This is a genomic window from Streptomyces spiroverticillatus (assembly GCA_014650415.1).
Taxonomy (GTDB): domain Bacteria; phylum Actinomycetota; class Actinomycetes; order Streptomycetales; family Streptomycetaceae; genus Streptomyces; species Streptomyces spiroverticillatus.
Map to the genome: position 1 here is coordinate 431,846 of BMUX01000006.1, position 23,940 is coordinate 455,785.

Consider the following 23,940-nt stretch of genomic DNA (forward strand, 5'->3'; position numbering starts at 1 on the left):
CCTCCTCCGCACGGCGTACGGGACACCCGCACACCCGCGCCCATAATTTCCGCTATGCCGCGAACCTCCGCCTCCTCCCGCGACGCCCGCCCGCACCCCTGGCTGCGGTCCTGCGCCGAGCTGGGCGTCGCGGGCGCACTGATGGTCTTCATGGACTTCGAGGGCTTCCAGACGGCCGCCGTGCCCGTTCCCACGCGCGCGGTGAAGCTCCTCGCCGGAGCGCTCGTCCTGGCGCTCCTGCTGGCCCGCCGCCGCTACCCGGTCTCCGCACTGCTGGGTGCCTCCGTGCTGCTCGGAGTGCTGCCCGCGGCCGGGCTGCCGCTCGCCCTGATCGCGTTCGCGACCGCCCGCCGGGTGCCCGACCCGCGCCGCCGCATCGCCGTGCTGCTCGCGGCGTACGCACTCGCCGTCCTCGCCTCCGCGCTGTGCGCCCGCCCGCTGGGCGCGGGCAGCTGGCAGTACGGGCTCGCCCTCGGCGCCATGCTCGCCGGCGTCACCGTCATCGTGCCGGGCCTGGTGGGCGCCGCCGCAGGGCAGCAGGACCGCCTCGTCGCCGCCCTCGCCGAGCGCACCGCCGCCGCCGAGGAGGCCCAGCGGCTCGCCGACAGCGAGTCCCGCATCCACGAGCGCTCCCGCATCGCCGCCGAGATGCACGACCTCGTCGGCCACCGCCTGAGCCTCATCTCCCTGCACGCGGGCGGTCTGGAGCTGGCACTCGCCAAACAGGCGCCGCAACTGCGCGAGGAAGCCGTTCTCGTACGGACTGCCACCCGCGACGCCATGCGCGAACTGCGCGAGGTGCTCGGCGTGCTCGGCCCCCTCGGCCGCGACACCGGCACCACCGCCCTCACCGACGCCACCGGCACCCGCCCCGACATCGAGGCCCTCGTCGCCGAGTCCCGCAGCGGCGGCATCCCCGTCACCCTCACCTGGACGGGCCCCGACCTGGACGAGGTCGAGGGCCAGTCGGTGCGCCGCGCCGTGCACCGGGTGGTCCGCGAATCCCTCACCAACGTCCACCGGTACGCCCCCGGCGCCCCGGTCGCCGTCACCGTCGAGCACACGGGGGAGCAGGTGCGTACCGTCGTACGCAACGGGCCGCCCCCGGCGTCCGCGCCCGCCACCGGCCTCGGCACCGGCCGGGGCCTGACCGGCCTGCGCGAGCGCGTCGGTCTCACCGGCGGTGGTTTCACCGCGGGCCCCACCGCCGACGGCGGCTTCGAGGTCACCGCGACCATCCCCACCGGGCCGCACGACGCGCCCCCGGCCCCCGCTCCCGTACGCCGCCCGGAGGCGGCCACCTCCGCCGAGGAGTTCGCCCAGTCGGAGGGCTGGAGCGGGATACTGCAACGCCGGCTCGGCGGCGCGGTGACCGCCCTGGTCGCCCTCGGCGGCCTCTCCGTGATGATGGCCTTCGCCGTCGGCCTGGTCAGCCAGGCCAGGCCCGGGCCCGAGGTGCCGGCGATGCACGAGGTGAAGGTGGGGATGAGCCGCAAGGAGGTCATGCGCTCGCTCTCCCTGGACAGCCCGGCCGTCCGCGCCGCCGCCGAGGGGCACGAGCCGCCCCGGCCGCGGGGAGTCACCGACTGCGTCTTCCCGTACACGAATGAAATGTCCGATACGGGTGAGCTTGAGGTGACCCGTTACTGTTTCGCGGGTGACACCCTCGCGGCCGTCGACACGTTCGACGTGCCGCTGGCGCCCTGACGGTCCGCGCCAGGGTGTCCGCGCCCTGACGTTCCGACCCGCGGGAGCACCTCATGTCGACGCCGCCGCCCACCGTCCGTGTCCTTCTCGCCGACGACGAGGAGATGATCCGGCACGGCGTGCGCATGATCCTCCAGCACGCCGACGGCATCGAGGTCGTCGGCGAGGCGGTCGACGGTGCCGAGGCCGTCGCGCTCGCCGCCGAACTGCGCCCGCACGTGGCGCTGGTCGACATCCGGATGCCCGTGCAGGACGGCCTGGCCACCGTCGCGCCGTTGCGGGCCCTCGATCCGGCGCCGCAGGTCGTCATGCTCACGACGTTCGGCGACGAGGAGAACGTCACCCGGGCCCTGCGCTCGGGTGCGAGCGGTTTCCTGCTCAAGGACGAGGGCCCGGAGGAACTGATCCGCGCGGTGCGTGCCGCCGCGTCCGGTGACGCGGTGCTCTCGCCCGGCGTCACCGGCACCGTCATCAAGCACATGCTCCAGGGCGGGCCACCGGCCGAGGACGCCTCCACCGCACTGGAGCGCCGCCTGGCCCCCCTCACCGACCGGGAGCGCGACGTCCTCGCGCTCCTCGGCGAAGGGCTTCCCAACCTCCTGATCGCCGACCGCCTGGGCATCGGCGTCGGCACGGTCAAGACGCACGTCGGCGCGATCCTTGACAAGACCGGCACCGACAGCCGCGTCCAGGCCGCGCTGCTGGCACACCAGGCCGGGCTGTCCTCCTAGCGCCGGCCCCGGCGCCAGAAGTGAGCACCAGCACCGGCGCACAGAAGAGCCCCCGCGAGTCATGTCCTCGCGAGGGCTCTTCGTCATTCCACCCGCCCGGTGAAAGTTGAGAAGACGATCACGAGCAGGGCGCTGAGGGGTCCCGCCTCACGGCGGGGAATTCACACCGTATTCACGGTGTGCGCCGGATTCACGGCGTGATGAGCGGCGTGCGGTTCTTGGCGTCCGCGTAACGCTTCGCCACGTCCTGCCAGTTGACGACGGCCCACATGGCGTCGATGAAGTCGACCTTCTGGTTCTTGTACTGGAGGTAGAAGGCGTGCTCCCAGGCGTCGAAGACCAGGACCGGGACGCTGCCCTGGCCGACGTTGCCCTGGTGGTCGTAGACCTGCTCGACGATGAGGCGGCCCGAGACCGGCTCGTACGCGAGGACGCCCCAGCCGGAGCCCTGCGTGGTGGCCGCGGCCTTCGTCAGCTGCGTCTTGAACTTGGCGAAGGAGCCGAAGGACTCGGTGATGGCGTCCGCGAGGTCGCCGACACCGTCCGCGGCCAGCGGCTCGCCGCCGCCGCTGTCCTTGGGGGAGGCCATGTTGTGCCAGTAGATGCTGTGCAGGATGTGGCCGGACAGGTGGAACGCGAGGTTCTTCTCCAGCCCGTTGATCGAGCCCCACGCGTCCTTGTCGCGGGCCTCTTCGAGCTGCTCCAGGGTGTCGTTCGCACCCTTCACGTACGCCGCGTGGTGCTTGTCGTGGTGCAGCTCGATGATCTGCGGGTTGATCACGGGCTCAAGGGCCGCGTAGTCGTACGGAAGTTCAGGAAGCGTGTAGATGGCCATGTCGTCCGACCCCTCCGATTGCTTATTGCAAGTCTTATGCATCTGCACGCTACCAGCACTTATTTGACGGAGCAGCTTAGGCATGCCTCAGTAAAAAGCCCTAGGTCCGCATGCCGAGAGCATGCGGACCTAGGGCGTAAGTGGGGTGTGCGGAGGCCTAGTTGCGGGCCTTCGCCAGCTTCTGGCGGACGACGCCGACGACGATCAGGAACGCCGTCAGGCCGCCCGTTCCGGCGAGCTGGAGGCGGGTGTCGGGCTGGCGCAGCATCAGGACGAAGATGACCGCCATGCCGGCCAGGGCCACCCAGGTGAGCACCGGGAACATCCACATCCGTACGACCAGCTTCTCCGGAGTCTCACGCTCCGTGCGGCGGCGCAGGATCAGCTGCGAGACCGCGATGAAGATCCAGACCACCAGGATCAGCGCGCCGATCATGTTCAGCAGCCACGGGAACACCTTGTCCGGGCTGACCCAGCTCAGTGCCACGCACACGAAGCCGAAGACCGACGAGCACAGCACCGCGACGCGCGGCACCCCGCCGGACAGCTTGCCGAGGAAGGCCGGGCCCTGACCGCGCTGCACCAGCGAGTACGCCATGCGGGAGGAGCCGTAGATGTTGGCGTTCATCGCCGACAGGAGGGCGGCCAGGACGATCACGTTCATGATCTGACCGGCGGCCGGGATGCCCAGGTGGTCCAGAGTGGCGACGTACGGGCCGATCGAGGCGACCTTCGGGTCGTTCCACGGCACCAGGGTGACGACGACGGCCATCGAGCCGATGTAGAAGATCGCGATGCGCCACATCGCGGTGCGCACCGCCTTGGCGACGCCCTGCACCGGGTGCTCGGACTCGGCCGCGGCGATCGTCACCGTCTCCAGTCCGCCGTACGCGAAGACCGACGCCAGCAGGCCGATGATCAGGCCCTCGCTGCCGTTGGGGAAGAAACCGCCGTCACCGGTGAGGTTGGTGAGGCCGGGAGCGGCGGTGTCGCTGCCGGGCAGCACGCCGAAGATGGCCAGCAGGCCGATGATCAGGAAGAGCGAGATCGCACCGACCTTGAGGGCGGCGAACCAGAACTCGAACTCGCCGAAGTTCTTCACCGCCGCCAGGTTGGTGGCCAGGAAGATCACCATGAACAGCGCCACCCACGCCCACTGCGGGGAGCCGGGGAACCAGCCCTGCATGATCTTCGCGGCGCCGATGCCCTCCAGGCCGACGGCGACACAGAGCAGGAACCAGAAGGCCCAGCCCGCCGTGAAGCCCGCCCACGGCCCGATCGCCCGCTCGGCGTGCGCGGAGAACGAGCCCGAGCTCGGGTTCGCCGCCGACATCTCGCCCAGCATCCGCATCACCAGCATGACGAGCAGGCCGGATATCGCGTACGCGATGACGATCGAGGGGCCCGCCGCGGCGATGCCCGCGCCCGAGCCCACGAAGAGCCCGGCGCCGATCACCCCGCCGAGGGCGATCATGGAAAGGTGCCGCTGCTTGAGGCCGTGGCCGAGCGAGGCGTCCGCGGCGGCCGGGGCGTCGGGCGTCTGTGAAGGCGGCGGTGGGGGCGCGGAGGTCCGAGACATGAGCGTGCCCTGTTCACTAGCTGAGACGGTGGGGGAGTGAGCTGAGAGTGGCCCTCAGTCTCGGTACGGCACCGCTCAGAGGGAACTGTCGACCGCTATACGGACACCACGCTCACACACCGTGAAAATTTAGGCACGCCTCGCGCGCAACTCCCGCACCAGAGACACCAGCAGCACCAGCGCCGTCGCACCCGCCGACCACAGGAGCTGCGGCCGGGCGGAGTCGTCCAGCAGCATCAGCACCAGTACGACCGCCATCGCGGCCAGCGCCGCCCACGTCAGATACGGGAACGCCCACATCTTCAGCGTGAGCCGCTCCGGCATCTCGCGCTCGATACGACGGCGCAGCTTCAGCTGCGAGACCGCGATCAGCCCCCATACGAACAGCAGCACCGCGCCGACCGCGTTGAGCATGTACAGGAAGACCGTGTCCGGCCACAGCAGATTGAGCACGACCGACACGAACCCGAACGCCACCGACGCCAGCACCGCCCGGCGCGGCACCCCGCCCGGCGACGTCCTCAGCAGCCCCTTGGGCGCCTCCCCGCGCTCCGCCAGCGAGAAGACCATCCGCGAGGAGCCGTACAGGTTGGCGTTGAGCGCCGAGAGCAGCGCCACGAACACCACGATGTTCATGATCGTCCCGGCGGCCGGAATCCCGATCCGGTCGAGCACCGCGACGTAGGGACTCAGGCCCGGCGTCATCGAGTCCCACGGCAGCAGCGTCACGATGACCAGCATCGAACCCACGTAGAAGAACAGGATCCGGAATACGGCGCTGCGCACGGCACGCCCGACCGCGCGGGCCGGGTCGTCCGTCTCCGCGGCGGCGATCGTCACGACCTCCAGGCCGCCGAACGCGAACACGACCGCGAGGACGCCGGAGATCACGCCGGACGCACCGTTGGGGAAGAAACCGCCGTCACCGGTCAGGTTCGCCAGGCCGACCGGGTCGGTGTCGGGCAGCACGCCGAAGATCGCCAGCGCGCCCAGCACCAGGAACAGCACGATCGCGCCGACCTTGAGGGCGGCGAACCAGAACTCGAACTCTCCGAAATTCTTCACCGCCGCAAGGTTGGCGACCGTGAAGACCACCATGAAGATCAGCACCCAGGTCCACTGCGGCACCCCGGGCACCCACCCGTTCGCGATCTTCGCCGCTCCGGTCGCCTCCACCGCCAGCACCACGACCAGCAGGAACCAGTACAGCCAGCCCACACTGAAACCGGCCCACCGGCCGAGCGCCCGCTCCGCGTGCACCGAGAAGGAACCCGACGCCGGCATCGCCGCCGACAGCTCCCCGAGCATCCGCATCACGAGCATCGCGATGGCGCCCGCGATCAAATACGAAAGGACGATGCCGGGGCCGGCGACCGCGATGCCCGCGCCCGAGCCCACGAAGAGCCCCGCGCCGATCACCCCGCCGAGGCCGAGCATCGTCAGATGGCGCTGTTTCAGCCCTGCGGACAGGGGCTCCTTCGGCTCCTTCAGGTGCTGTGGCTCTTGCGGCTGCTGTACGGCCTGGTCGTGCATGGCGCTCGTGCTCTCGAAGGACGGTCGAGCGGGACTCGACGGTCGCGGGGCGGGGATGGCGGGACGGTCGTGCGATTTGGCGGGACCCCACAGTGTCTCCTCACCCGACCCCACTGCGCAAAAGGGACCAATCTGCCTTCGCTGCCAGTGACGCGCATCACGCTCGGCCCGTCTGACCTCACCCCCTTTGTGTGATGTCCACCAAGCCTCTGTTCCCGGCTTTGTCGGCGCTCTAGGGTGATCCGGCGACGGCCCCCGGGTTAACGTCGCCATGTCCCTGACTGCCCCCCTCTTCACCGCGGAGTCCCGATGAGCACTGCTGCCGTAACCACCCGCCCCGGCGCGGTCCTTGCCGACCTGCTTCCGGCCACCCGCGTACGAGACATCGCCCTTGTCGTCGGCGGCGCGGCGCTCACCGGCATCGCCGCCCAGATAGCGATCCCGGTGCCGGGCTCCCCGGTCCCGGTCACCGGCCAGACCTTCGCCGCCCTCCTCGTCGGCACCGCCTTCGGCGCCCGCCGCGGCTTCCTCTCCCTGGCGCTGTACGCGCTCGTGGGCATGGCGGGCGCGCCGGTGTTCCAGTCGGGCACCTCGGGTGCGGGCGGGGCGTCCTTCGGCTACGTCATCGGCATGCTGCTCGCCGCCACCGCGGTCGGTGCGCTGGCGCGGCGCGGCGGCGACCGCTCGGTGCTGCGCACGGCGGGCACCATGGTCGTCGGCTCGGCGATCATCTACGCCGTCGGCGTCCCGTACCTGATGGCTGCCACCGGCATGAACCTCTCCGCGGCCCTCGCCGCGGGTGTCGTCCCCTTCCTCATCGGTGACGCCCTGAAGGCGGCCCTGGCGATGGGCGCGCTGCCCACCGCGTGGAAGCTCGTCGGCCGCAAGGGCTGAGGTTTTTCGTTCATAGGTGTACGAGTTCGTAGGTGTACGAGAAGGGGGCTCCCGGCAGATGCCGGGAGCCTCCTTCTCCTGTGCGCGGCGCGTGCGTCAGTGCTGGGTGACCCGGTCCCGGCGCGACCACCAGAAGCCGACGCCACCGGCGGCGAGCAGTACCGCGCCGGCGATGCCGAGCGGCAGTGCACCGTCGGGGCCGGTCTTCGGCAGGCCCGGCTTGTTCGCGCCCGGCTTGCTCGCACCGGGCGACGGTGACACCGGTGCCGGTGCGTCCGGACCGAACGGCACATTCGCCGTCCCGAGCAGCAGTGGGGTGTCAGGGGCGTTCGGAGTCGGCTTCGACGTACCGAAGTCCACCGGGCCCTGCTGCCACAGCAGCTTCTCGCTGGTGCCCTCGGTCACCGGCAGGCAGATCTTGCCCTGCTTCTTCGTGTCGAAGGTCGCGTCGACGGCGTACGACTTCGACTTGCCCGCGGCGAGGTCCGCGACGATGCAGGCGAACCCGCTGTTGGAGCCCTTCGGCAGCCGGTCCTTCGGGATCGGCACACAGCCGGACGCCGCGTCGACCTTCAGGCCGTCGAAGCCGACGACGGCCATCGTGATCTGACCGGTCGCCTTGCTGCCCTTGTTCGCCACTGTCGCGGTGATTTTTGTCTTTCCCGTTTTGTTGTCGACCGAAATCTGTTCCGGAAGTTCGGTGGAGATCTTCACGTCTGCGGGAGCGCTGGGGCCAGGAGTTCCGCCCTTGTCGCTGCCGGGCGTCGGATCGGCGGCGAAGGCCGCGGACGGCAAAACCAGAACGGCCGCGGCAGCGACCGCGAGACAAGATCCGGCACGCTTGCCGGTGATCTCTTTCCCGATCTTTTCGAGCATTTCCCAGCCCCCTTATTCTGACAGCGCCAGGCGAAGCGTCAGTCGTACATGCAGGAGTACCACAAGATTGCGTCCAACTGTGATGCAATGGTGGGAAGTTAATGCTTCTGTCCTGGTCGCAGCAGGCGCTGAGGAGGGGGACGGGAATGCCGGGATATGCGAGTGGCGGGATGCAGGGGTTATTGATCGCCGGTCGTTACCGGTTGGGGCAGACGATAGGCCAGGGCGGCATGGGGCGCGTGTGGCGTGCTTATGACGAGATCTTGGACCGCGCCGTCGCCGTAAAAGAAATGCGCATGGACGGACTGGATGCAGAGGACACCCGAATTCGCCGGGAAAGGACTTTGCGGGAGGCGCGGGCCACAGCACGTATAGACCACCCGAATGTCGTTCGTGTGTACGACGTCGCCGACGAGGGCGAACGCCTGTGGATCGTGATGGAGCTGGTCGATTCGCGTTCCCTGGAACAACTCCTCGTGGAGGACGGGCCGGTGTCGACGCGCGAGGCGGCCCGGATCGGTCTTGGCGTGACGGCGGCCCTGCGCGAGGTGCACGCGCGCGGCGTCCTGCACCGCGACATCAAGCCCGGCAACGTGCTGCTCGGCCGGGGCAACGACCGTGTCGTCCTCACCGACTTCGGCATCGCCGCCATCCAGAACACCACCGCGCTCACCATCGTCGGCATGCTGGTCGGCTCGCCGGACTACATGGCCCCCGAGCGGGTCGGCGGCCGCCCGCAGGGCGCCCCCTCCGACCTGTGGTCCCTCGGCGCCACCCTGTGCGCGGCGGTCGCGGGAACCTCGCCCTTCACCCGCCCCACCACGATGGCCACCCTCCACGCGGTCCTGTACGAGGAGCCCGAACTCCCTCCCGAGGCGGGCGAACTGGCCCCCGTCCTGGCCGCCCTCCTGGCCAAGGAGCCCGAGACCCGCCCCACGGTCGAGGCCCTGCACGACGCCCTGACCGCCTTCCTGCTGCCCGCGCGCACCCCGACGCTGGTCGAGCGCGGCCCGGCCCCTCCCGCGCCACCGCAGGAGGAGCCCGCCCCGGCCCCCGAGGAGCCGGCCGTCCCCGTCGCCGAGGAGGAAGAGCCCGCCGCTCCCGAGCCGGACGCACCCGCACGGGCCGCGGCCCCCTCCTCGGCCCCCACGGTCCCGGCCTCCCCTCCGCCGCTGGGCCACGAGCCGACCCGCGTCGACCCGCAGCCGTCGCTGCCGCCGCCCGTTCCCGTACGCGAACCGGAGCCACCGGAGGAGACCCTCACCCCGGAGCCGGAGCCGGAGCCGGAGCCGGAGCCGGAGCCGGAGCCGGAGCCGGCCCTCGCTCCGGCACCGGAGGCTGAACCGGCACCAGCACCGGCAGGGGAGCCAGCACCGGCACAAGCACCAGCACCAGCACTGGCACCGGCACCGGTGTCAGAACAGGCACCAGCACCGGAGCCCACATCCGCGCCCGAGCCTGTGCCCGAGCCCGAAGAGGCATCGCCGCCACCCCCGGATTCGCCCCGCCGTTCCGACACCACGGAACTGCGCGTCCCCCCGCAGACACCGCCTCCGGACACGGACACGCACACGCACACGAAGAAGCCGACGCCGACGGCAGAAGTGCAGCCGACGGACGCGATACCGCCGCCGGACACGAGCGGCCCACGCAAGGGCCGAGGGGTACGTCTGCGCCGCCCGGGCCTTCGAGCCCGTACGACGACTGCCGCCGGCCCGGCGAGCACAGCACGGCCCCCGGAGGACGCCGTGCCTTCCGCGCCCGCCCCGGTCGCCCTCGACGCCCCGGCCGAAGCACCAGCGCCTGCGTCCGAAGCGCCTGAGACTGAAGCACCAGCGCCTGCGTCCGAAGCGTCCACACCCCTGGCCGAAACCCCCGAGGTTCCTGCGGCCGAGGCTCCGTCCCTCGCCAGCGCCCCCGCCGAGGAAACCCCCACCCCGTCCCCCGACGCCTCGGCCCCACCCCGGGAGCCGACCCGCGTCGTACCGCAGACAACGGCGGAGCCCCGGGAGCCCACCCAAGCCGTACCGGACACCACACGACCGACCCAGGAGCCTGCGACCACACCGGACCCGGAGCCCACGCAGGTCACACCGACCGCGGCCCCAACCCCGGAGCCCACCCAGCACACACCGGCACCCGTACCGACCCCGACCCCGACCCCCGCACCACCCCCGGAGCCCACCTCCGGAGCCCCCGTCGTCCTCGCTCCGAGGCCCACCCCGCCGGCCCGCCCCCGGCGGACCCGTTCCCTGCTTGCCGCCGCCCTGGGCGTCGTGGTGGCCGTGGGCATCGCCGTGGCCCTCGTCCTGACCCAGGGCGAGAAGAACCCCACGGACAAGGCGGGCACCCCCGGCAGCAGCACGAGCGCGAAGCCCACCGTCGCCGGGACCGCCCGTCCACCCACCGGTGCCGACCGGCCCGGAGCCCGTAACGAGACGGGATTCTCCTGGGTGCCTCCCTCAGGCTGGAGGCGCAGCGCCAAGAACCCCGCCAATGTGCACTACCACTCCCCGGACGGCGCCCAGGAGATCGCCGCCGCGTACACCCTCGCGCAGGGGGAGGACCTGCTGACGCAGTGGCAGAAGTTCGAGGAGGAGTCGCACGACGTGCAGGACTACCAGAAGATCCGGCTGGAGCGAACGACGTTCCAGGGGCGTGACGCCGTCATCTGGGAGTACACCTACGCGGAGGGCGGCAAGCCCCGCCAGGGCCGCCAGATCGGCTTCAACGCGGGCGGGAAGTCGTACCAGATCAACGTCTGGTTCGAGAAGCCCGCCCGCGTCGAAGCCTTCAAGAACTACGAGCGGGTCACCGATTCCTTCGAGCCGCTCTGAGCGGCCGGCGGAAGGGTCCCGTTCTTCTTCTGGACGTACTCACGCACCAGCGCGAAGCCCACGACCAGCACCGCGATCAACAGTGACAGGAGCACCTGAGTGCGGCCCGCGTCGTCGGTGAGCATGTAGACGAGCACGAAGGAGATCATCGCGATCGTCGCCCACGTCAGGTACGGGAACAGCCACATCTTCACGACCAGCTTGGACGGGTCCTCGCGCAGGATCATGCCGCGCATCCGCAGCTGCGTGAAACAGATGACCAGCCACACGAAGAGTGCGACCGCACCCGAGGAGTTCAGCAGGAACTGGAAGACCGTGTCCGGCCACATGTAGTTGAAGAAGACGGCGACGAAGCCGAAGACGACCGACGACAGGATCGCGATCTGCGGCACGCCGCTCTTGTTCACCCGGGTGAAGGACTTCGGGGCGTCCCCGCGCTGGCCGAGCGAGAAGGCCATGCGGGAGGCCGTGTAGAGACCGGAGTTGAGGCAGGACAGCACCGCCGTCAGGACGATCACGTTCATGATCTGTCCGGCGTGCGGGATGCCGATGGAGTTCAGCGCGGCGACGTAGGAGCCGCCCTCGGCGACCAGCGACTTGTCGTTCCACGGCAGCAGCGTCAGCACGACGAAGATCGAGCCGAGGTAGAAGATGCCGATGCGCCAGATGACGCTGTTGGTCGCCTTGGTGACGGCGCGCTGCGGGTCCTCCGACTCGCCGGCGGCCAGCGTCACGATCTCCGAGCCCATGAAGGAGAAGACCACCATCAGCACACCGGTCAGGATCGCCCCGTACCCCTTGGGGAAGAAGCCTCCGGTGTCGGTGAGATGCGCGAATCCCGCACCCGGGTTGTCCGAGCCCGGCAGGATGCCGAAGACGGCCAGCAGACCGATCACGACGAACGCGCCGATCGCGACGACCTTGATGCCCGCGAACCAGAACTCGAACTCGCCGTACGACGACACCGAGGCGAGGTTGGTGGCCGTCAGCACCAGCATGACGATCAGGGCCCAGCCCCACTGCGGTATCGCCGGGATCCAGCCCTCCAGGATCTTCGCACCCGCGGTCGCCTCGACCGCGAGCACGACGACCCAGAAGAACCAGTACAGCCAGCCGATGGAGAAGCCCGCCCAGCGGCCCAGCGCCTGGTCGGCGTAGGCGGAGAACGAGCCCGAAGACGGCCGTGCGGCAGCCATCTCACCGAGCATCCGCATCACGAACACCACCATCGCGCCCACCAGGGCGTACGACAGCAGGATCGCCGGACCCGCCGCGGCGATGCCCGCACCGGAGCCGACGAACAGTCCGGCGCCGATGACGCCACCGATCGCGATCATGGACAGGTGACGGTTCTTGAGACCGGCCTGGAGGCCGCCGCTGTCACCGGTGCCGGAGCCAGAACCGGGCGCACCGGGGTCGCCGGGCCCTCTGTTCTGCTTCTTCGTCGGGGTCGGGTGCGCACTCATGCACAAACCTCATTCGTTCTTCGGGCACGTCGTCGGGCCGCAGGGTCATGACACTCGGCGCAGACGGTCCGTCTGCCGAGCCCCCGCATTCAAGCCGAGCCCGAAGCGATCCGGAAGACCTGATTCCGGATTGTTGTACGGACAAAAGCCCTGGATGTACGGCTGTACGTCCCGAATAACGAGGGACCAAGGTCCTTACCCCGATGCGCCCTACCCCGCGCGGCGCATGCCACACTCGTCCCATGCGCGTGTACCTCGGTTCCGACCATGCCGGATACGAACTCAAGAACCACCTCGTCGAGTGGCTCAAGGCCCACGGCCACGAGCCCGTCGACTGTGGTCCCCACATCTACGACGCCCAGGACGACTACCCGCCGTTCTGCCTGCGCGCCGCCGAGAAGACGGCCGCGGACCCGGACTCCCTCGGCATCGTGATCGGCGGCTCCGGCAACGGGGAGCAGATCGCGGCCAACAAGGTCAAGGGCGTACGGGCGGCCCTCGCCTGGAGCGAGCAGACGGCCGCGCTCGGCCGCGAGCACAACAACGCGAACGTCATCTCCATCGGCGGCCGCATGCACACCGAGGCCGAGGCCACCAAGTTCGTGGAGATCTTCCTCTCCACCCCGTACTCGAACGAGGCCCGCCACACCCGGCGCATCGAAATGCTCTCCGCGTACGAGACCACGGGCGTCCTCCCGGAGATCCCCGCCCACCACCCGCAGCAGGGCTGACCGCCCCCCCGGTGAGGGGGCGGTGATTCCGACGCCCCCGCCCCCTTCACCACCCCGCCACCCCTCCGCAGGAGCAGAGCCGTGCCCGAAGGCCACACCATCCACCGCCTCGCGCACGAGTACGCCACCCGCTTCACCCCGCACCCCCGCTTGAGCGTCACCAGCCCGCAGGCCAAGTTCGCCGACTCCGCCGCCCTCCTCGACGGCCACCGCCTGGCCACCACCGAGGCGCACGGCAAGCACCTCTTCCTCGGCTTCGGCCCCCTCGGCTGGGTCCACATCCACCTGGGCCTCTTCGGCAAGGTCAACTTCGAGGACTCGCCCCCCGCGGGCCCCGCGAAGACGGACACCGTCCGTCTGCGCCTGGCCACCCCCGCCGCAGAGGCGTACGCCGACCTGCGCGGCCCCACCACCTGCACGCTGATCACGGACGCGGAGAAGCAGGCGATACACGCCCGTCTCGGCCCCGACCCCCTGCGCGACGACGCGGACCCCGACCGGGCCCGCGCCCGCATCCAGGCGTCCCGCACCACGATCGCCGCACTCCTGATGGACCAGAAAGTCGTCGCCGGCGTCGGCAACGTCTACCGCGCCGAAGTCCTCTTCCGGCACGGCATCGACCCGTACACCCCGGGAACGGCGGTCACCGGCGCCCAGTGGGCCGCGATCTGGCAGGACCTCGTGGATCTGATGCGCGAGGGTGTGCGTCTCAACCGCATCGACACCGTGCGTCCCGAGCACACCCCCGAGGCGATGGGCCGCCCGCCCCGCAAGGACGACCACGGCGGCGAGGTGTACGTCTACCGCCGCGCCGCCATGCCCTGCCACCTGTGCGGCGACGAGATCCGCACCGCCGACCTCGCCGCCCGCAACCTCTTCTGGTGCCCCACCTGCCAACCGGCCTGAAGCCTCAGAACCCGTGCGGCAGCCACGGCGCCACGTCCGACCCGAACGCCGCCGCGGCCTCCGCCACCGCCCCCTCGCGCAGCTCCCGCACCCGCCCGGCCGCCGCCAGCGCCGCGAGCGAGACCCCCCCGAGGTAGGCCGCACCCAGCTCTCGCACGGACAGGGCGAGGTCCGCCGGTTCCGCCGTGCGCACGCACACCGCGCCCTTCGCGTCCCCGGTCAGCCGCCACCGCCCCTCGTTCCACGGGCAGAAGGCGTCCTCGACCTCCAGCACCACGTCCACCGGCGTCCGGTACGTCCGTGCCTCCAGCGCCGCCCCCACGTCCACCAGACGCACGTGCAGTGCGTCCCGCAGCACCAGGGAGCTGCGCCGCACGTCGGACACCAGGTGCACCCACGTGTCGTCCGACGGACGGTTCAGGGCGACCAGCTTCGACGTGAGATCCAGGTCGAACAAGAACCGCCACAGTGCGGCCGCCGCCTGCGGAGCCCGCGGCCCCACCGCCTCCAGGTCCTCCAGGAACACCACCCCGTCGGCCCCCGCCGCACTCCACTGCGGCTTCACCCGGAACCGGGCGAAGCCCAGCACCGTACCGTCGGCGTCCTCGGCCAGAACGCACTGGAGCGCCGTCGCGCCCTCCCGGTCCTTCTCCGGGTCCAGCATCGGCAGTCGGTCCCAGCCGGGCTGCCGTGCCATCATCCCGGGCCGTCCCGGCACCGCCCGTGCGTAGATCTCCTCGCACGTCCGGTGGACGCCGGGATCGGTCACCTGCGCATACCGCAGCCGTACGTCGTCGGTACCCTCCGGCACGGCGATCCGCACCCTCGCGGTGTCGATCTCGGCCCGCGTCTCGAACGTGCCCACGCCGTACCCGAACCGGCCGTAGATCATCGGCTCCGACGCCACGAGCACCGCGACGGCCTCGCCGCGCGCCCGTACGTCGTCGAGCTGGTGGCGCATCATCGAGGTCAGCACCCCGCGCCGCCGGTGCGTGGCGGCCACGCTCACCATGGTCACCGCCGCGACCGGCAGCGACGCCCCGCCGGGCACCGTCATCCGGAAGCTGAAGGCCCCGGCGGTCGCGACGCAGCTGTCGCCCTCCCACACACCGAGCGTGCGGTCGAACTCGGTCAGGTCGCGGTAGAGCTGCTGCTCCTCCTGCGACTCCGTGACGGCGAAGGCCCGTTCCAGAGACGCGTAGAAGGGCTCCCACTCGGCCTCGGTCAGCACCCGCAGTTCCGTAGTCATATGCCCATGCCTACCAGCGGCCGGTCATGACAAGCCACTCATTTCGAACGCAATGTCATGGGGGTCCCCCTGCGGAGCAGCCGCAAGGGTGGATAGGGTCCACGACAATGGGCGCGGCACGGAGAGTCGATTCGTACACGGCCCGGTGGCGGAAGTCCGCGCACCGGGTCCGCAACGGGCTGCGCCGCTCCGGCGTCGACTACTTCCGCGGCGACGGCTCCGACTGGATCGCCCTGGCGGCCCTTCTGCTCACCGTCCCGGCGATCGCTTTCGGCACGATCGTGCTGCCGGTGTGGTGCGCGCCGTCGATGCTCGTCCTGCCGATCGTGGCGGGCGGCCTGCTGCTGCGTCCCGCCAGCCTGCTGGGCCTGTACGCGGCCGCGGCGACCGCCCTGATCGTCGAGTCCGTCGTCCTCGGCCCCTACACACAGGGACCGGCACGCGTCACTCCCGGCACCGTCCTGACCGTCGCAGCGTGCGGTTTCTTCGGCCTCGTCGTCGCCCAGTTCAGGGCGCGCGTCGGAGTGCCCTGGAGACGCGGCGGCACCATGCTCTTCGACCTGCGCGAACGCATCCGGGTGCAGAGCGCCCTGCCGCAGCTGCCCAAGGGCTGGCACCGGGAGATGGCACTGCGTCCGGCCGGCGGCCAGTCCTTCTCCGGCGACTTCGTCGTCGCCGCGCGCACCAACGGCGGCCGCACCCTGGAAGTCGTCCTCACCGACGTCTCCGGCAAGGGCATGGACGCGGGCTCCCGCGCCCTGCTGCTCTCCGGTGCCTTCGGCGGCCTCCTCGGCTCGCTGCCGCCGCACGACTTCCTGCCCGCCGCCAACGGCTACCTCCTGCGCCAGAACTGGGACGAGGGCTTCGCCACCTCCATCCACCTGGTGCTCGACCTGGAGACGGGGGAGTACGAACTCCTCTCCGCCGGACACCTGCCCGCCCTGCAACTCCACGCCGGCAGCGGCCGCTGGGAGGAGAAGTCCGGCGAAGGACCGCTCCTGGGTGTGTACGACGGCGCGGAGTTCGACCCCGGCAAGGGCGTCCTGGCCCCCGGCGACGTCCTGATGCTCTTCACGGACGGCCTGGTGGAGGCCCCGGGCCGCGACATCAGCGAGGGCGTCGACCGCCTCACCGGCGAGGCAGACCGCTACGTCTCCGCAGGCTTCGAGGGCGCCGCCTGGCACCTCATCGAAGCCGTCGCCAAGGACGTCAACGACGACCGAGCCCTGCTGCTCCTGTGCCGCGACTGACACCGGCACCGGTGACAGAAACCCGCACACCGGCACCGGTGACAGGAACGGGCGCACCTGCACCGGTGACAGGAATCGCTGCGACAGTGCCCGCGCGCACCTCATAGAGGCGCTCGCGGGCACTGTCCGTTGTGCAGCACGTGTGTGCAGCACGTGCTCAACGCGCCGCCGAAGGCTCCTTCTCCAGCGATACGACTTCCAGCACAGGTACGTCCCGGTCCTTGCCCGGCAGGATCTTCGCCAGCCAGTGCGACTGCCCGGCAACCAGCGGCCCCAGCACGGCCAGCAGCAGCACGTATCCGGCGATGAACGGCGACAGCCGCTCGTCCAGCCCGGCGCCCGCCGCCATGGTGGCGAGGATCAGCGCGAACTCGCCCCGGGCCAGCAGCGTGGTGGAGATGTTCGCGGCGGGCTGCGCCCCGAAACCATAGATCTTCGCGGCGCTGACGCCCGCGACCACGTTCATCAGCAGGGTCACCGCGACGGCCGCCAGCACCGGCCACAGGACGACGGGCAGGTCGCCCGGGTCGATGGACAGCCCGAACGCGAAGAAGAAGATGGCGCCGAAGGCGTCCCGCAGCGGATGCACCAGCTTCATGATGCGCTCGCCGGACGAGGTGCTGCCGAGCATCAGACCGACCATGAACGCGCCGATCGCGTCCGCCACCCCGAACCACTCCGAGACGCCCGCCACGAACACGGCCGCGCCGAGGAAGGAGATGACCAGGAGCTCGTTGTCCTTGGTCCCGATGAGCCTGCCGATCACCTTCGTGCCGAACCGGGCGGCCAGCGCGAGCAGCAGCAGGAAGCCGAAGGCCTTGCCCGCGTCGACGGACGCCGCCGCGAGGCTGTCCGCACCGGACAGGATGGGCTGGAGGGCGGCCAGGTAGAGCGCGAGGAAGATGTCCTCGACGACGATGATGCCGAGGATCGGCTTGGTCTCCTTGTTGCCGATGCGTCCCAGGTCCACCAGCACCTTGGTGACGATCGCGGACGAGGAGATGCCGAGCACACCGGCGAGGACGAGGGCCTCCGAGGTCCCCCAGCCGAGCGCGAAGCCGAAACCGAGACCGGCGCCGACGTTCAGAGCGAGATAGGTGGCCCCGGCGAGCGCCATCTTGCGCCCGCCCTCCTTGAGGTCGTCCAGGTGGAATTCGAGACCGAGGTAGAAGAGCAGCAGGACCAGGCCCAGTGCGGAGAGCATCTCCAGCTCGTGCGGATCCTTCAGCAGGACCCAGCCGGGCGTGTGCGGGCCGAGCAGGATCCCGGCCAGGATGAACAGGGGGATGGTCGGCAGGCCGATCCGGCCGCCGAGCCGGGCGAGAACAGCGGCGGCGAGAAAAGCGCCGCCCATGGCTATGAGGGTGTCTGCGTGTCCGATGGGACCGTTCCTCCTGTGGCGTCGGGGATCGTCAAAGGGGTGAGGTCAAGAGCGCGTCAATAAACCGTCAGTAATTAGTTTACCGAACATTTTACGTCGCAAGTAGTCCCCTTCGCGGAGGAGGTGGTGTCAGGTACACCTGCGACCGGGTGTCCCGGCCCATCGGACGGCGCCACAGGCCGGGCGTACGCTCCCCGTCAAGTGATCACCGTGTGGTCAATGTGCTTGTCGAGCGGGGGAGTTGGCATGGCGATACGCAGGGCCTGGCGAAGATGCGTCACCGGGACGCTGGCAGGAGCGGCACTCCTGTGCGGCACGGCACTCCCGGCGCAGGCGGCACCGGCCCCGGTGCGCCTGGCACCGGCCCCGGCACCGGCCGCCCAGGGCAGCCCGCACGCCGCCCCCGACCCCGCCGCAGTGCGCGCCTTCCTCGACAAGGAGGTGCCCGCCCGGCTCGCCGCCCGCAACATCCCCGGTGCCGCCGTCACCGTCGTCACCGGCGACAGGGTGCTCGCGAGCGCCGGGTACGGTGTCGCCGACCTCGACCGGCGCACCCCCGTCGCCCCCGACCGGACCCGGTTCTTCACCGGCTCCGTCGCCAAGGTCTTCACCGCCGTCGCCGTCCTGCAACAGGTCGACACGGGCCGCCTCGACCTCGCCGCCGACGTCAACACGTACCTCACCCAAGCGCCCTTCACGATCAAGGACACCTATCCGGGCCGCCCCGTCACCGTCGGCGACCTCCTCACCCACACCTCCGGCTTCGACACCACCGTCCTGGGCGTCGGCACCGCCGCACCCGAGGACGCCGGCAGCATGGAGGAGTACCTGCGCACCCGCCAGCCCGACCGGCTGCGCCCGCCCGGCACCACCGCCTCCTACGACAACTACGGCCTCACCCTCGCCGGATACCTCGTCGAGCAGGTCACCGGCCAGTCCTACGCCTCGTACGTCCACACCCGCATCGCCCGCCCCCTCGGCATGACGGGCACGCTCTTCGACCAGCACGACCCGCGCGTCCGGGACTCCGGCACCGCCGTCGGATACCGCCCCACCGGCCCCGGTGAACAGATCCGCGCCCGCGGCCAGTTCGGCCCCATGCCCCCGACCGGTGCCGGAACCGTCACCACCGCCGGCGACATGGGCCGCCTCCTCCAGGCCCTCCTCACCGACGGCCGCGCCCCCGACGGCACCCGCATCCTGACGCCCCGGAGCACCGCCGCCCTCAAGGCCCGCCACCACGCCCCCGACCCCCGTGTCCCCGGCATGGCCTACGTCCTCACCCAGGACGTCCGCGAGGGCCGCCCGCTGCTCCTCAAGGACGGCGACCTCGCCGGCTTCCACGGCCTGCTCGCCCTGCTGCCCGACCGCGCCACGGGCCTGTACGTCACCTTCAACGGCGACGGCGACGCCGCCTCCGCCCCCTGGGCCGCCCGCGACCTGGTGAACGATTTCGTCGCCCGCTTCTTCCCCGCGAGCACGCCCCCGAAGGACGAAGCCGCCAAGGACCTCCTCGCCGCCGACTTCGAGGGCACCTACCGCTCCACCCGCACCTCGCACGAAGACCTCTCCGCCGCCGGAGCCCTCTTCGGCGACGTCACCGTCACCGTCGACCCGGAGAGGGGAGTCCTCACCACCGAGGGCCTCTCCCTGGACCCCGACCGCACCACCCGCCACTGGGTGCCCTCCGGCCCCTACCGCTTCCGCGAACAGGGCGGCCAGAGCCTCATCGCCTTCCAGGACGGCACCCTGCTCTCCGGCGACGACCCGACCGTCTCCTACACCCGCTCCGCCTGGTACGCGTCCTCCACAACCCACCGACTGACCCTGTACGCGACCCTGGGCGTCCTGCTGACCGCCCTCCTCGGCCTGCCCACGACGGCCCTCGTCCGCCGCCTGCGCCACGCGGCCCCCGCACCCGGCTCCACCACCGCCCGCGTGCTGGGCCTCACGGCAGCCGCCCTCCCGATCGTCTTCCTCGGCCTCTTCCTCACCCTCGCCGCCGACCCCAACGCCCTGAACGAGGCGGTGTTCCTGGACGACTCACCCCTGCTGACCGGCTCCCTGGCGGCCCTCAGCCTCTGCGTCCCGGTCACCGGCGCCGCACTCGTCCTGTCCGTCGCCGCCCGGCGGCGCGGCTGGTGGAGCAGGGCGGGCCGGATCCACTACACCCTCGTCGCCCTGTCGGCGGCGCTCTTCCTCGCCGCACTCCTGCCCTACCACCTCGTCGGCTGGCCCTGGCTCACCGGCTGACCCCGCACACCGGCGCCGGCGGCCCCAACGAGCACCAGCGCCGGTGACAGGACGCACGCACCGACCCCGGCGGCCGGGACCGCGCTCAGCGCGCCCCGGCCTCCGGCGTCTTTTGGAACGCCCACCCCAGATCCGGCTCCGTCACCGGCTTCAGCACCCGCCGCACCACCGGTGTGCACAGCACCGTCACCAGCACGACCGCGCACAACGTCACCACGACCCGCCCCGCCGGTGTGTCCAGGTGGTACGTCTCGGCCCAGCCCGCGTACTCCGCGTACCGGATCACGAAACCGTGCAGCAGATACCCGCCGATCGTCCCCGCACCCAACGACGTGAACCACATGCGCCGCCGCGGCACCCACGCCAGGAAGCACGCGGTGAGCACCAGTGCCGCCGCGAACATCGCGTACGTCATCAACACCCCCACCCACCACGGCTGATCCATCTCCTGCGCCCCGTGATTGCGGTACACCCAGTCCAACTGGGTGCGCGGCGCAGCCCAGTACAGGAAAACAAGCGACAGCACGCACACCGGAACCGCGGCCCACCGCACCTTCCACCGCTGCACCAGCCGGAAGTGCTCCGGACGCAGCCGCAGCCCCAGCACGAAGAACGGCAGGAACTGCAACACCCGCTGCGCCGACAACTGTTGATCGATGTCCGGTACGGCGGAGGCCGCCGCCGCGATCAGCAGCGCCAGCACAACGGGCCACCGCACCGCCATGAACAGAGGCGTCAGCAGCCGCCAGAAGAAGAGCGCCATCAGGAACCACATCAGGAACCACGGCGACAGCATCCGCACCGGTGCCCGCTCGCCCTCCATCACGCCGAAGAACACCGCGTACGCCGTCTGGAAGACCACATACGGAACAACAACGCTCGAAACAAGCCGCATCAGTTTCCGCGGCTTCATGTCGAAGGACCGCGAGAAGTACCCGGAGATCAGGATGAACGCCGGCATGTGGAACACGTACACCCACATGTACAGCGCCTCGGTGGTCCGGCTCCCGGAGAGCACGAGGGGCCACGAGTGCCCCACCGCGACCAGCACGATCGCCAGGTACTTGGCGTTGTCGAAATAGGCGTCGCGCCCCTTGTTCCCCTTGTCCGGCCGCCCTGGCGCGGTCTTCGCCGCCGGTCTGTGCCCGAAACCGCCCGGGGAGACGAGCTCGGGGACCGGCTCCCGCACCTGCGGAAGAGGGACCCTCTGTTGTGTCTGAGGCGTCGGAGACATTTGAGGCACCCTAGTACCGCCCCGAACGTGCGTCACTCGTTGTCCGGTACCCCCGTGTGTCGCCTACACCACTGCTGCGGCAAGATCACGTCGTGATCCGGCCATCGTCGGCGACCGACTGTGCGTCACCCGGCAGTCAGCAATGGGGTGTTGGTGGCACGATGGCCTAGCGGGGGAGCACTGGGCGGCCGTGTGTCCCCGGGCCGGCAAGGCGGACCGACCAAGGGTGTGATCAGTTGTGGCCATTTCACTGTCAGTGGTGCTGCTGTTGGCAGTCGTCCTCGTGGTGCTGATACGAGGCAAGTCGCTCAAGGCGGGACCCGCGCTCGTCGCGATCCTCTTCGGCTTCTTCCTCGCCTCCACCGGCATGGCCGACGACATCCAGCGCTTCCTGAACTCCATAGCCAGCACCCTCAACTCCATCAACTTCTGAGTCCCGGTGCACGCAGAAAAACCTCCGGCCCGGCGAGCGAACTCACCGGGCCGGAGGCCGTTGCAGAGCGGGCGACGGGAATCGAACCCGCGTAGCTAGTTTGGAAGACTAGGGCTCTACCATTGAGCTACGCCCGCACACGCACCCCGCGGACGCCGCAGCGACCGGGGTACGGGAAGCACTGTAGCGGGTCACAGTGCATCGACGCACACCCCATATCCACGAGCCGGCAAAGCGGCCGACGCAGTGCCGCCGGGCATGTACCCTACGTGTCGCACCGACGGGGTGTGGCGCAGCTTGGTAGCGCGTCCGCTTTGGGAGCGGAAGGTCGTCGGTTCGAATCCGGCCACCCCGACCAGCACGATCATTTTCCCCCTCGGGATTTTCCCCGGCCGCTCGAAGGCCGATCGGGCCTCCCGGGTCCACCCACAAGATCGCATTGTGGGAGCACGTCAGCTTGCCGTTACTATGCAGGTTGCGTGCCCGTGTGTCTGATACCGGGCTCGATGAGCAGGACCGCCCCACTGAAGCGGTTCGGCAGAACCCCAGAAGTCAGCCACCAAGGAGACCGAACCGTGAAGAGCGCCGTGGAGACCCTGAACCCGACCCGGGTTCGGCTCAGCATTGAGGTGCCCTTCGAGGAGCTCAAGGACAGCCTCGACGCGGCGTACAAGAAGATCAACCAGCAGGTCACGGTGAAGGGCTTCCGCAAGGGCAAGATCCCGAACCGAGTCATCGACCAGCGGTTCGGCCGTGGCGCTGTGCTGGAGGAGGCCGTCAACGACGCCCTCCCGAAGTTCTACACCGAGGCCGTCAACGAGGGTGAGCTGAACCCGCTGGGTCAGCCCGAGGTCGACATCACGGAGCTGAAGGACGGCGAACTGCTGGCCTTCACCGCCGAGGTCGACATCCGCCCGACGATCGAGATCCCGGACTACTCCGGCATCGAGGTCGAGGTCGACGCCGTCACCGTCTCCGACGAGGACGTCGAGAAGGCTGTCGAGGACCTGCGTGGTCGCTTCGCCACCACCAAGCCGGTGGAGCGCGCCGCCGAGGACGGCGACGTCGTCACGATCGACCTGGAGGCCAAGGTCGACGGCGAGGTCCTGGAGGACGGCGTGGCCGAGGGTGTCTCGTACACCATCGGTTCCGGCGAGCTGCTCGAAGGCATCGACGACGCCGTCAAGGGCCTGGAGGCCGGGGCTGAGGCCACCTTCACCTCCCAGCTCAAGGGCGGCTCCGCCGAGGGCAAGGACGCCGAGGTCACCGTGAAGGTCACCGCCGTCGCCGCCCGCGAACTCCCCGAGCTGGACGACGAGTTCGCCCAGATGGCGTCGGAGTTCGACACCCTGGAGGAGCTGCGCGCCGACAGCCGCAAGCGCCTCGAGAACATGAAGCAGTACGACCAGGCCACCCAGGCCCAGGAGCGCGTGCTCGACAAGCTCATCGAGCTCGTCGAGGTCCCGATCCCCGAGAAGCTCCTCGAGGACGAGGTCAAGACCCGCAAGCACAACCTGGAGCACCACCAGCTCGGTCAGATGGGCCTCGACCTCGCGAAGTACCTGGAGATCCAGGGCAAGACCGAGGAGGAGTTCGACAAGGAGACCTCCGAGCAGGCCATCAAGGGCATCAAGACCCAGTTCATCCTCGACGAACTGGTCAACAAGGAGAAGCTGAACGTGAACCAGGAGGAGCTCACCGAGCACCTCATGCGTCGCGCGCAGTCCTCCGGCATGTCCCCCGACCAGTTCGCCCAGGCCGTCGTCGAGGGCGGCCAGGTCCCGATGCTGGTCGGCGAGGTCGCCCGCGGCAAGGCGCTCGCCGTCGTCGTCGAGGCCGCCACGGTCAAGGACACGAATGGTGAGCTCGTCGAGCTCGACGACGAGGACGAGGTCTCCGAGGAGACCCCGGCCGACGCCGCCGCCGAGGCCGTCGAGGACGACACCAAGGACGCCGCCGAGGCCAAGTAGGCCTCAGCAGCACCCGAGTTACGACGACGGGCCCGGACGCACTCGCTGCGGCCGGGCCCGTCGCCGTACCCCCGA

General features: G+C 70.2%; 18 protein-coding genes and 2 tRNA genes. 11 read left to right on the forward strand and 9 right to left on the reverse strand.

The features are described 5' to 3' along the window. Positions 1-54: 54 nt before the first annotated feature. Both IE269_RS19090 and IE269_RS19095 read left to right on the forward strand, forming a co-directional pair. Positions 55-1,707 (forward strand): sensor histidine kinase, encoded by a 1,653-nt coding sequence (locus IE269_RS19090; RefSeq protein ID WP_189824206.1) that lies wholly within the window; start codon positions 55-57, stop codon positions 1,705-1,707. A gap of 53 nt (positions 1,708-1,760) precedes the next feature. Then, positions 1,761-2,438, forward strand: a complete 678-nt coding sequence (locus tag IE269_RS19095) for a response regulator (protein WP_189824207.1) — start codon at positions 1,761-1,763, stop codon at positions 2,436-2,438. A gap of 190 nt (positions 2,439-2,628) precedes the next feature. Here the strand turns inward: IE269_RS19095 and IE269_RS19100 are convergent, their stop codons facing one another. The 3 genes from IE269_RS19100 to IE269_RS19110 form a co-directional block, all read right to left on the reverse strand. Beyond that, positions 2,629-3,273 carry a superoxide dismutase gene (locus tag IE269_RS19100; RefSeq protein WP_189824208.1) on the reverse strand — a complete coding sequence of 215 codons (645 nt, stop codon included), beginning with the start codon at positions 3,271-3,273 and terminating at the stop codon, positions 2,629-2,631. Positions 3,274-3,430: 157 nt separating this feature from the next. Continuing rightward, on the reverse strand, positions 3,431-4,852 hold the full coding sequence (locus IE269_RS19105; protein WP_189824209.1) for an amino acid permease: 1,422 nt from the start codon (positions 4,850-4,852) through the stop codon (positions 3,431-3,433). A 129-nt stretch (positions 4,853-4,981) separates the two neighbouring features. Beyond that, positions 4,982-6,385, reverse strand: coding sequence for an amino acid permease (locus IE269_RS19110; protein WP_189824210.1), 1,404 nt, complete (start codon positions 6,383-6,385; stop codon positions 4,982-4,984). 309 nt (positions 6,386-6,694) lie between these two features. On the opposite strand from IE269_RS19110, the gene IE269_RS19115 reads away from it, so the two are divergent. Continuing rightward, the gene (locus tag IE269_RS19115; RefSeq protein ID WP_189824211.1) at positions 6,695-7,279 is read left to right on the forward strand and encodes a biotin transporter BioY; all 585 of its coding nucleotides are present in this window, start codon (positions 6,695-6,697) and stop codon (positions 7,277-7,279) included. A 96-nt stretch (positions 7,280-7,375) separates the two neighbouring features. Here IE269_RS19115 and IE269_RS19120 read toward each other — a convergent pair whose 3' ends face one another. After that, positions 7,376-8,155, reverse strand: coding sequence for an LPXTG cell wall anchor domain-containing protein (locus IE269_RS19120; protein ID WP_189824212.1), 780 nt, complete (start codon positions 8,153-8,155; stop codon positions 7,376-7,378). A 230-nt stretch (positions 8,156-8,385) separates the two neighbouring features. Between IE269_RS19120 and IE269_RS43225 the strand changes: the two genes are divergently transcribed. Then, positions 8,386-10,992, forward strand: coding sequence for a protein kinase domain-containing protein (locus IE269_RS43225; protein WP_472941376.1), 2,607 nt, complete (start codon positions 8,386-8,388; stop codon positions 10,990-10,992). On the opposite strand, the gene IE269_RS19130 is transcribed toward IE269_RS43225, so the two are convergent. Then, on the reverse strand, positions 10,956-12,458 hold the full coding sequence (locus IE269_RS19130) for an amino acid permease (protein WP_189824213.1): 1,503 nt from the start codon (positions 12,456-12,458) through the stop codon (positions 10,956-10,958). The genes IE269_RS43225 and IE269_RS19130 overlap by 37 nt on opposite strands. 242 nt (positions 12,459-12,700) lie before the next feature. Between IE269_RS19130 and IE269_RS19135 the strand changes: the two genes are divergently transcribed. Continuing rightward, positions 12,701-13,189 (forward strand): ribose-5-phosphate isomerase, encoded by a 489-nt coding sequence (locus IE269_RS19135; RefSeq protein ID WP_189824214.1) that lies wholly within the window; start codon positions 12,701-12,703, stop codon positions 13,187-13,189. A gap of 81 nt (positions 13,190-13,270) precedes the next feature. Then, a complete protein-coding gene (locus tag IE269_RS19140; protein WP_189824215.1) occupies positions 13,271-14,095 on the forward strand; it encodes an Fpg/Nei family DNA glycosylase in 825 nt (274 codons plus the stop codon). A gap of 4 nt (positions 14,096-14,099) precedes the next feature. Here the strand turns inward: IE269_RS19140 and IE269_RS19145 are convergent, their stop codons facing one another. After that, positions 14,100-15,344 carry a GNAT family N-acetyltransferase gene (locus IE269_RS19145; RefSeq protein ID WP_189824216.1) on the reverse strand — a complete coding sequence of 415 codons (1,245 nt, stop codon included), beginning with the start codon at positions 15,342-15,344 and terminating at the stop codon, positions 14,100-14,102. A 107-nt stretch (positions 15,345-15,451) separates the two neighbouring features. Here IE269_RS19145 and IE269_RS19150 point away from each other — a divergent pair, with 107 nt between their 5' ends. After that, complete coding sequence (locus IE269_RS19150) at positions 15,452-16,594, forward strand: PP2C family protein-serine/threonine phosphatase (RefSeq protein ID WP_189824217.1); 1,143 nt, start codon at positions 15,452-15,454, stop codon at positions 16,592-16,594. A 157-nt stretch (positions 16,595-16,751) separates the two neighbouring features. On the opposite strand, the gene IE269_RS19155 is transcribed toward IE269_RS19150, so the two are convergent. Next, the gene (locus tag IE269_RS19155; RefSeq protein WP_189824218.1) at positions 16,752-17,948 is read right to left on the reverse strand and encodes a cation:proton antiporter; all 1,197 of its coding nucleotides are present in this window, start codon (positions 17,946-17,948) and stop codon (positions 16,752-16,754) included. Positions 17,949-18,221: 273 nt separating this feature from the next. Here IE269_RS19155 and IE269_RS19160 point away from each other — a divergent pair, with 273 nt between their 5' ends. Then, positions 18,222-20,228 (forward strand): serine hydrolase domain-containing protein, encoded by a 2,007-nt coding sequence (locus tag IE269_RS19160; protein WP_189824219.1) that lies wholly within the window; start codon positions 18,222-18,224, stop codon positions 20,226-20,228. A gap of 85 nt (positions 20,229-20,313) precedes the next feature. Here the strand turns inward: IE269_RS19160 and IE269_RS19165 are convergent, their stop codons facing one another. Then, the gene (locus tag IE269_RS19165) at positions 20,314-21,462 is read right to left on the reverse strand and encodes an acyltransferase family protein (protein ID WP_189824220.1); all 1,149 of its coding nucleotides are present in this window, start codon (positions 21,460-21,462) and stop codon (positions 20,314-20,316) included. 238 nt (positions 21,463-21,700) lie between these two features. Between IE269_RS19165 and IE269_RS19170 the strand changes: the two genes are divergently transcribed. After that, on the forward strand, positions 21,701-21,895 hold the full coding sequence (locus IE269_RS19170) for a hypothetical protein (RefSeq protein ID WP_189824221.1): 195 nt from the start codon (positions 21,701-21,703) through the stop codon (positions 21,893-21,895). A 66-nt stretch (positions 21,896-21,961) separates the two neighbouring features. Here IE269_RS19170 and IE269_RS19175 read toward each other — a convergent pair. After that, positions 21,962-22,032: transfer RNA gene (locus IE269_RS19175), tRNA-Gly, on the reverse strand. Between the two features lie 144 nt (positions 22,033-22,176). Between IE269_RS19175 and IE269_RS19180 the strand changes: the two genes are divergently transcribed. Next, positions 22,177-22,253, forward strand: a tRNA-Pro gene (locus IE269_RS19180). 217 nt (positions 22,254-22,470) lie between these two features. Continuing rightward, a complete protein-coding gene (gene tig / locus IE269_RS19185) occupies positions 22,471-23,865 on the forward strand; it encodes a trigger factor (protein ID WP_189824222.1) in 1,395 nt (464 codons plus the stop codon). Positions 23,866-23,940 lie beyond the last annotated feature (75 nt).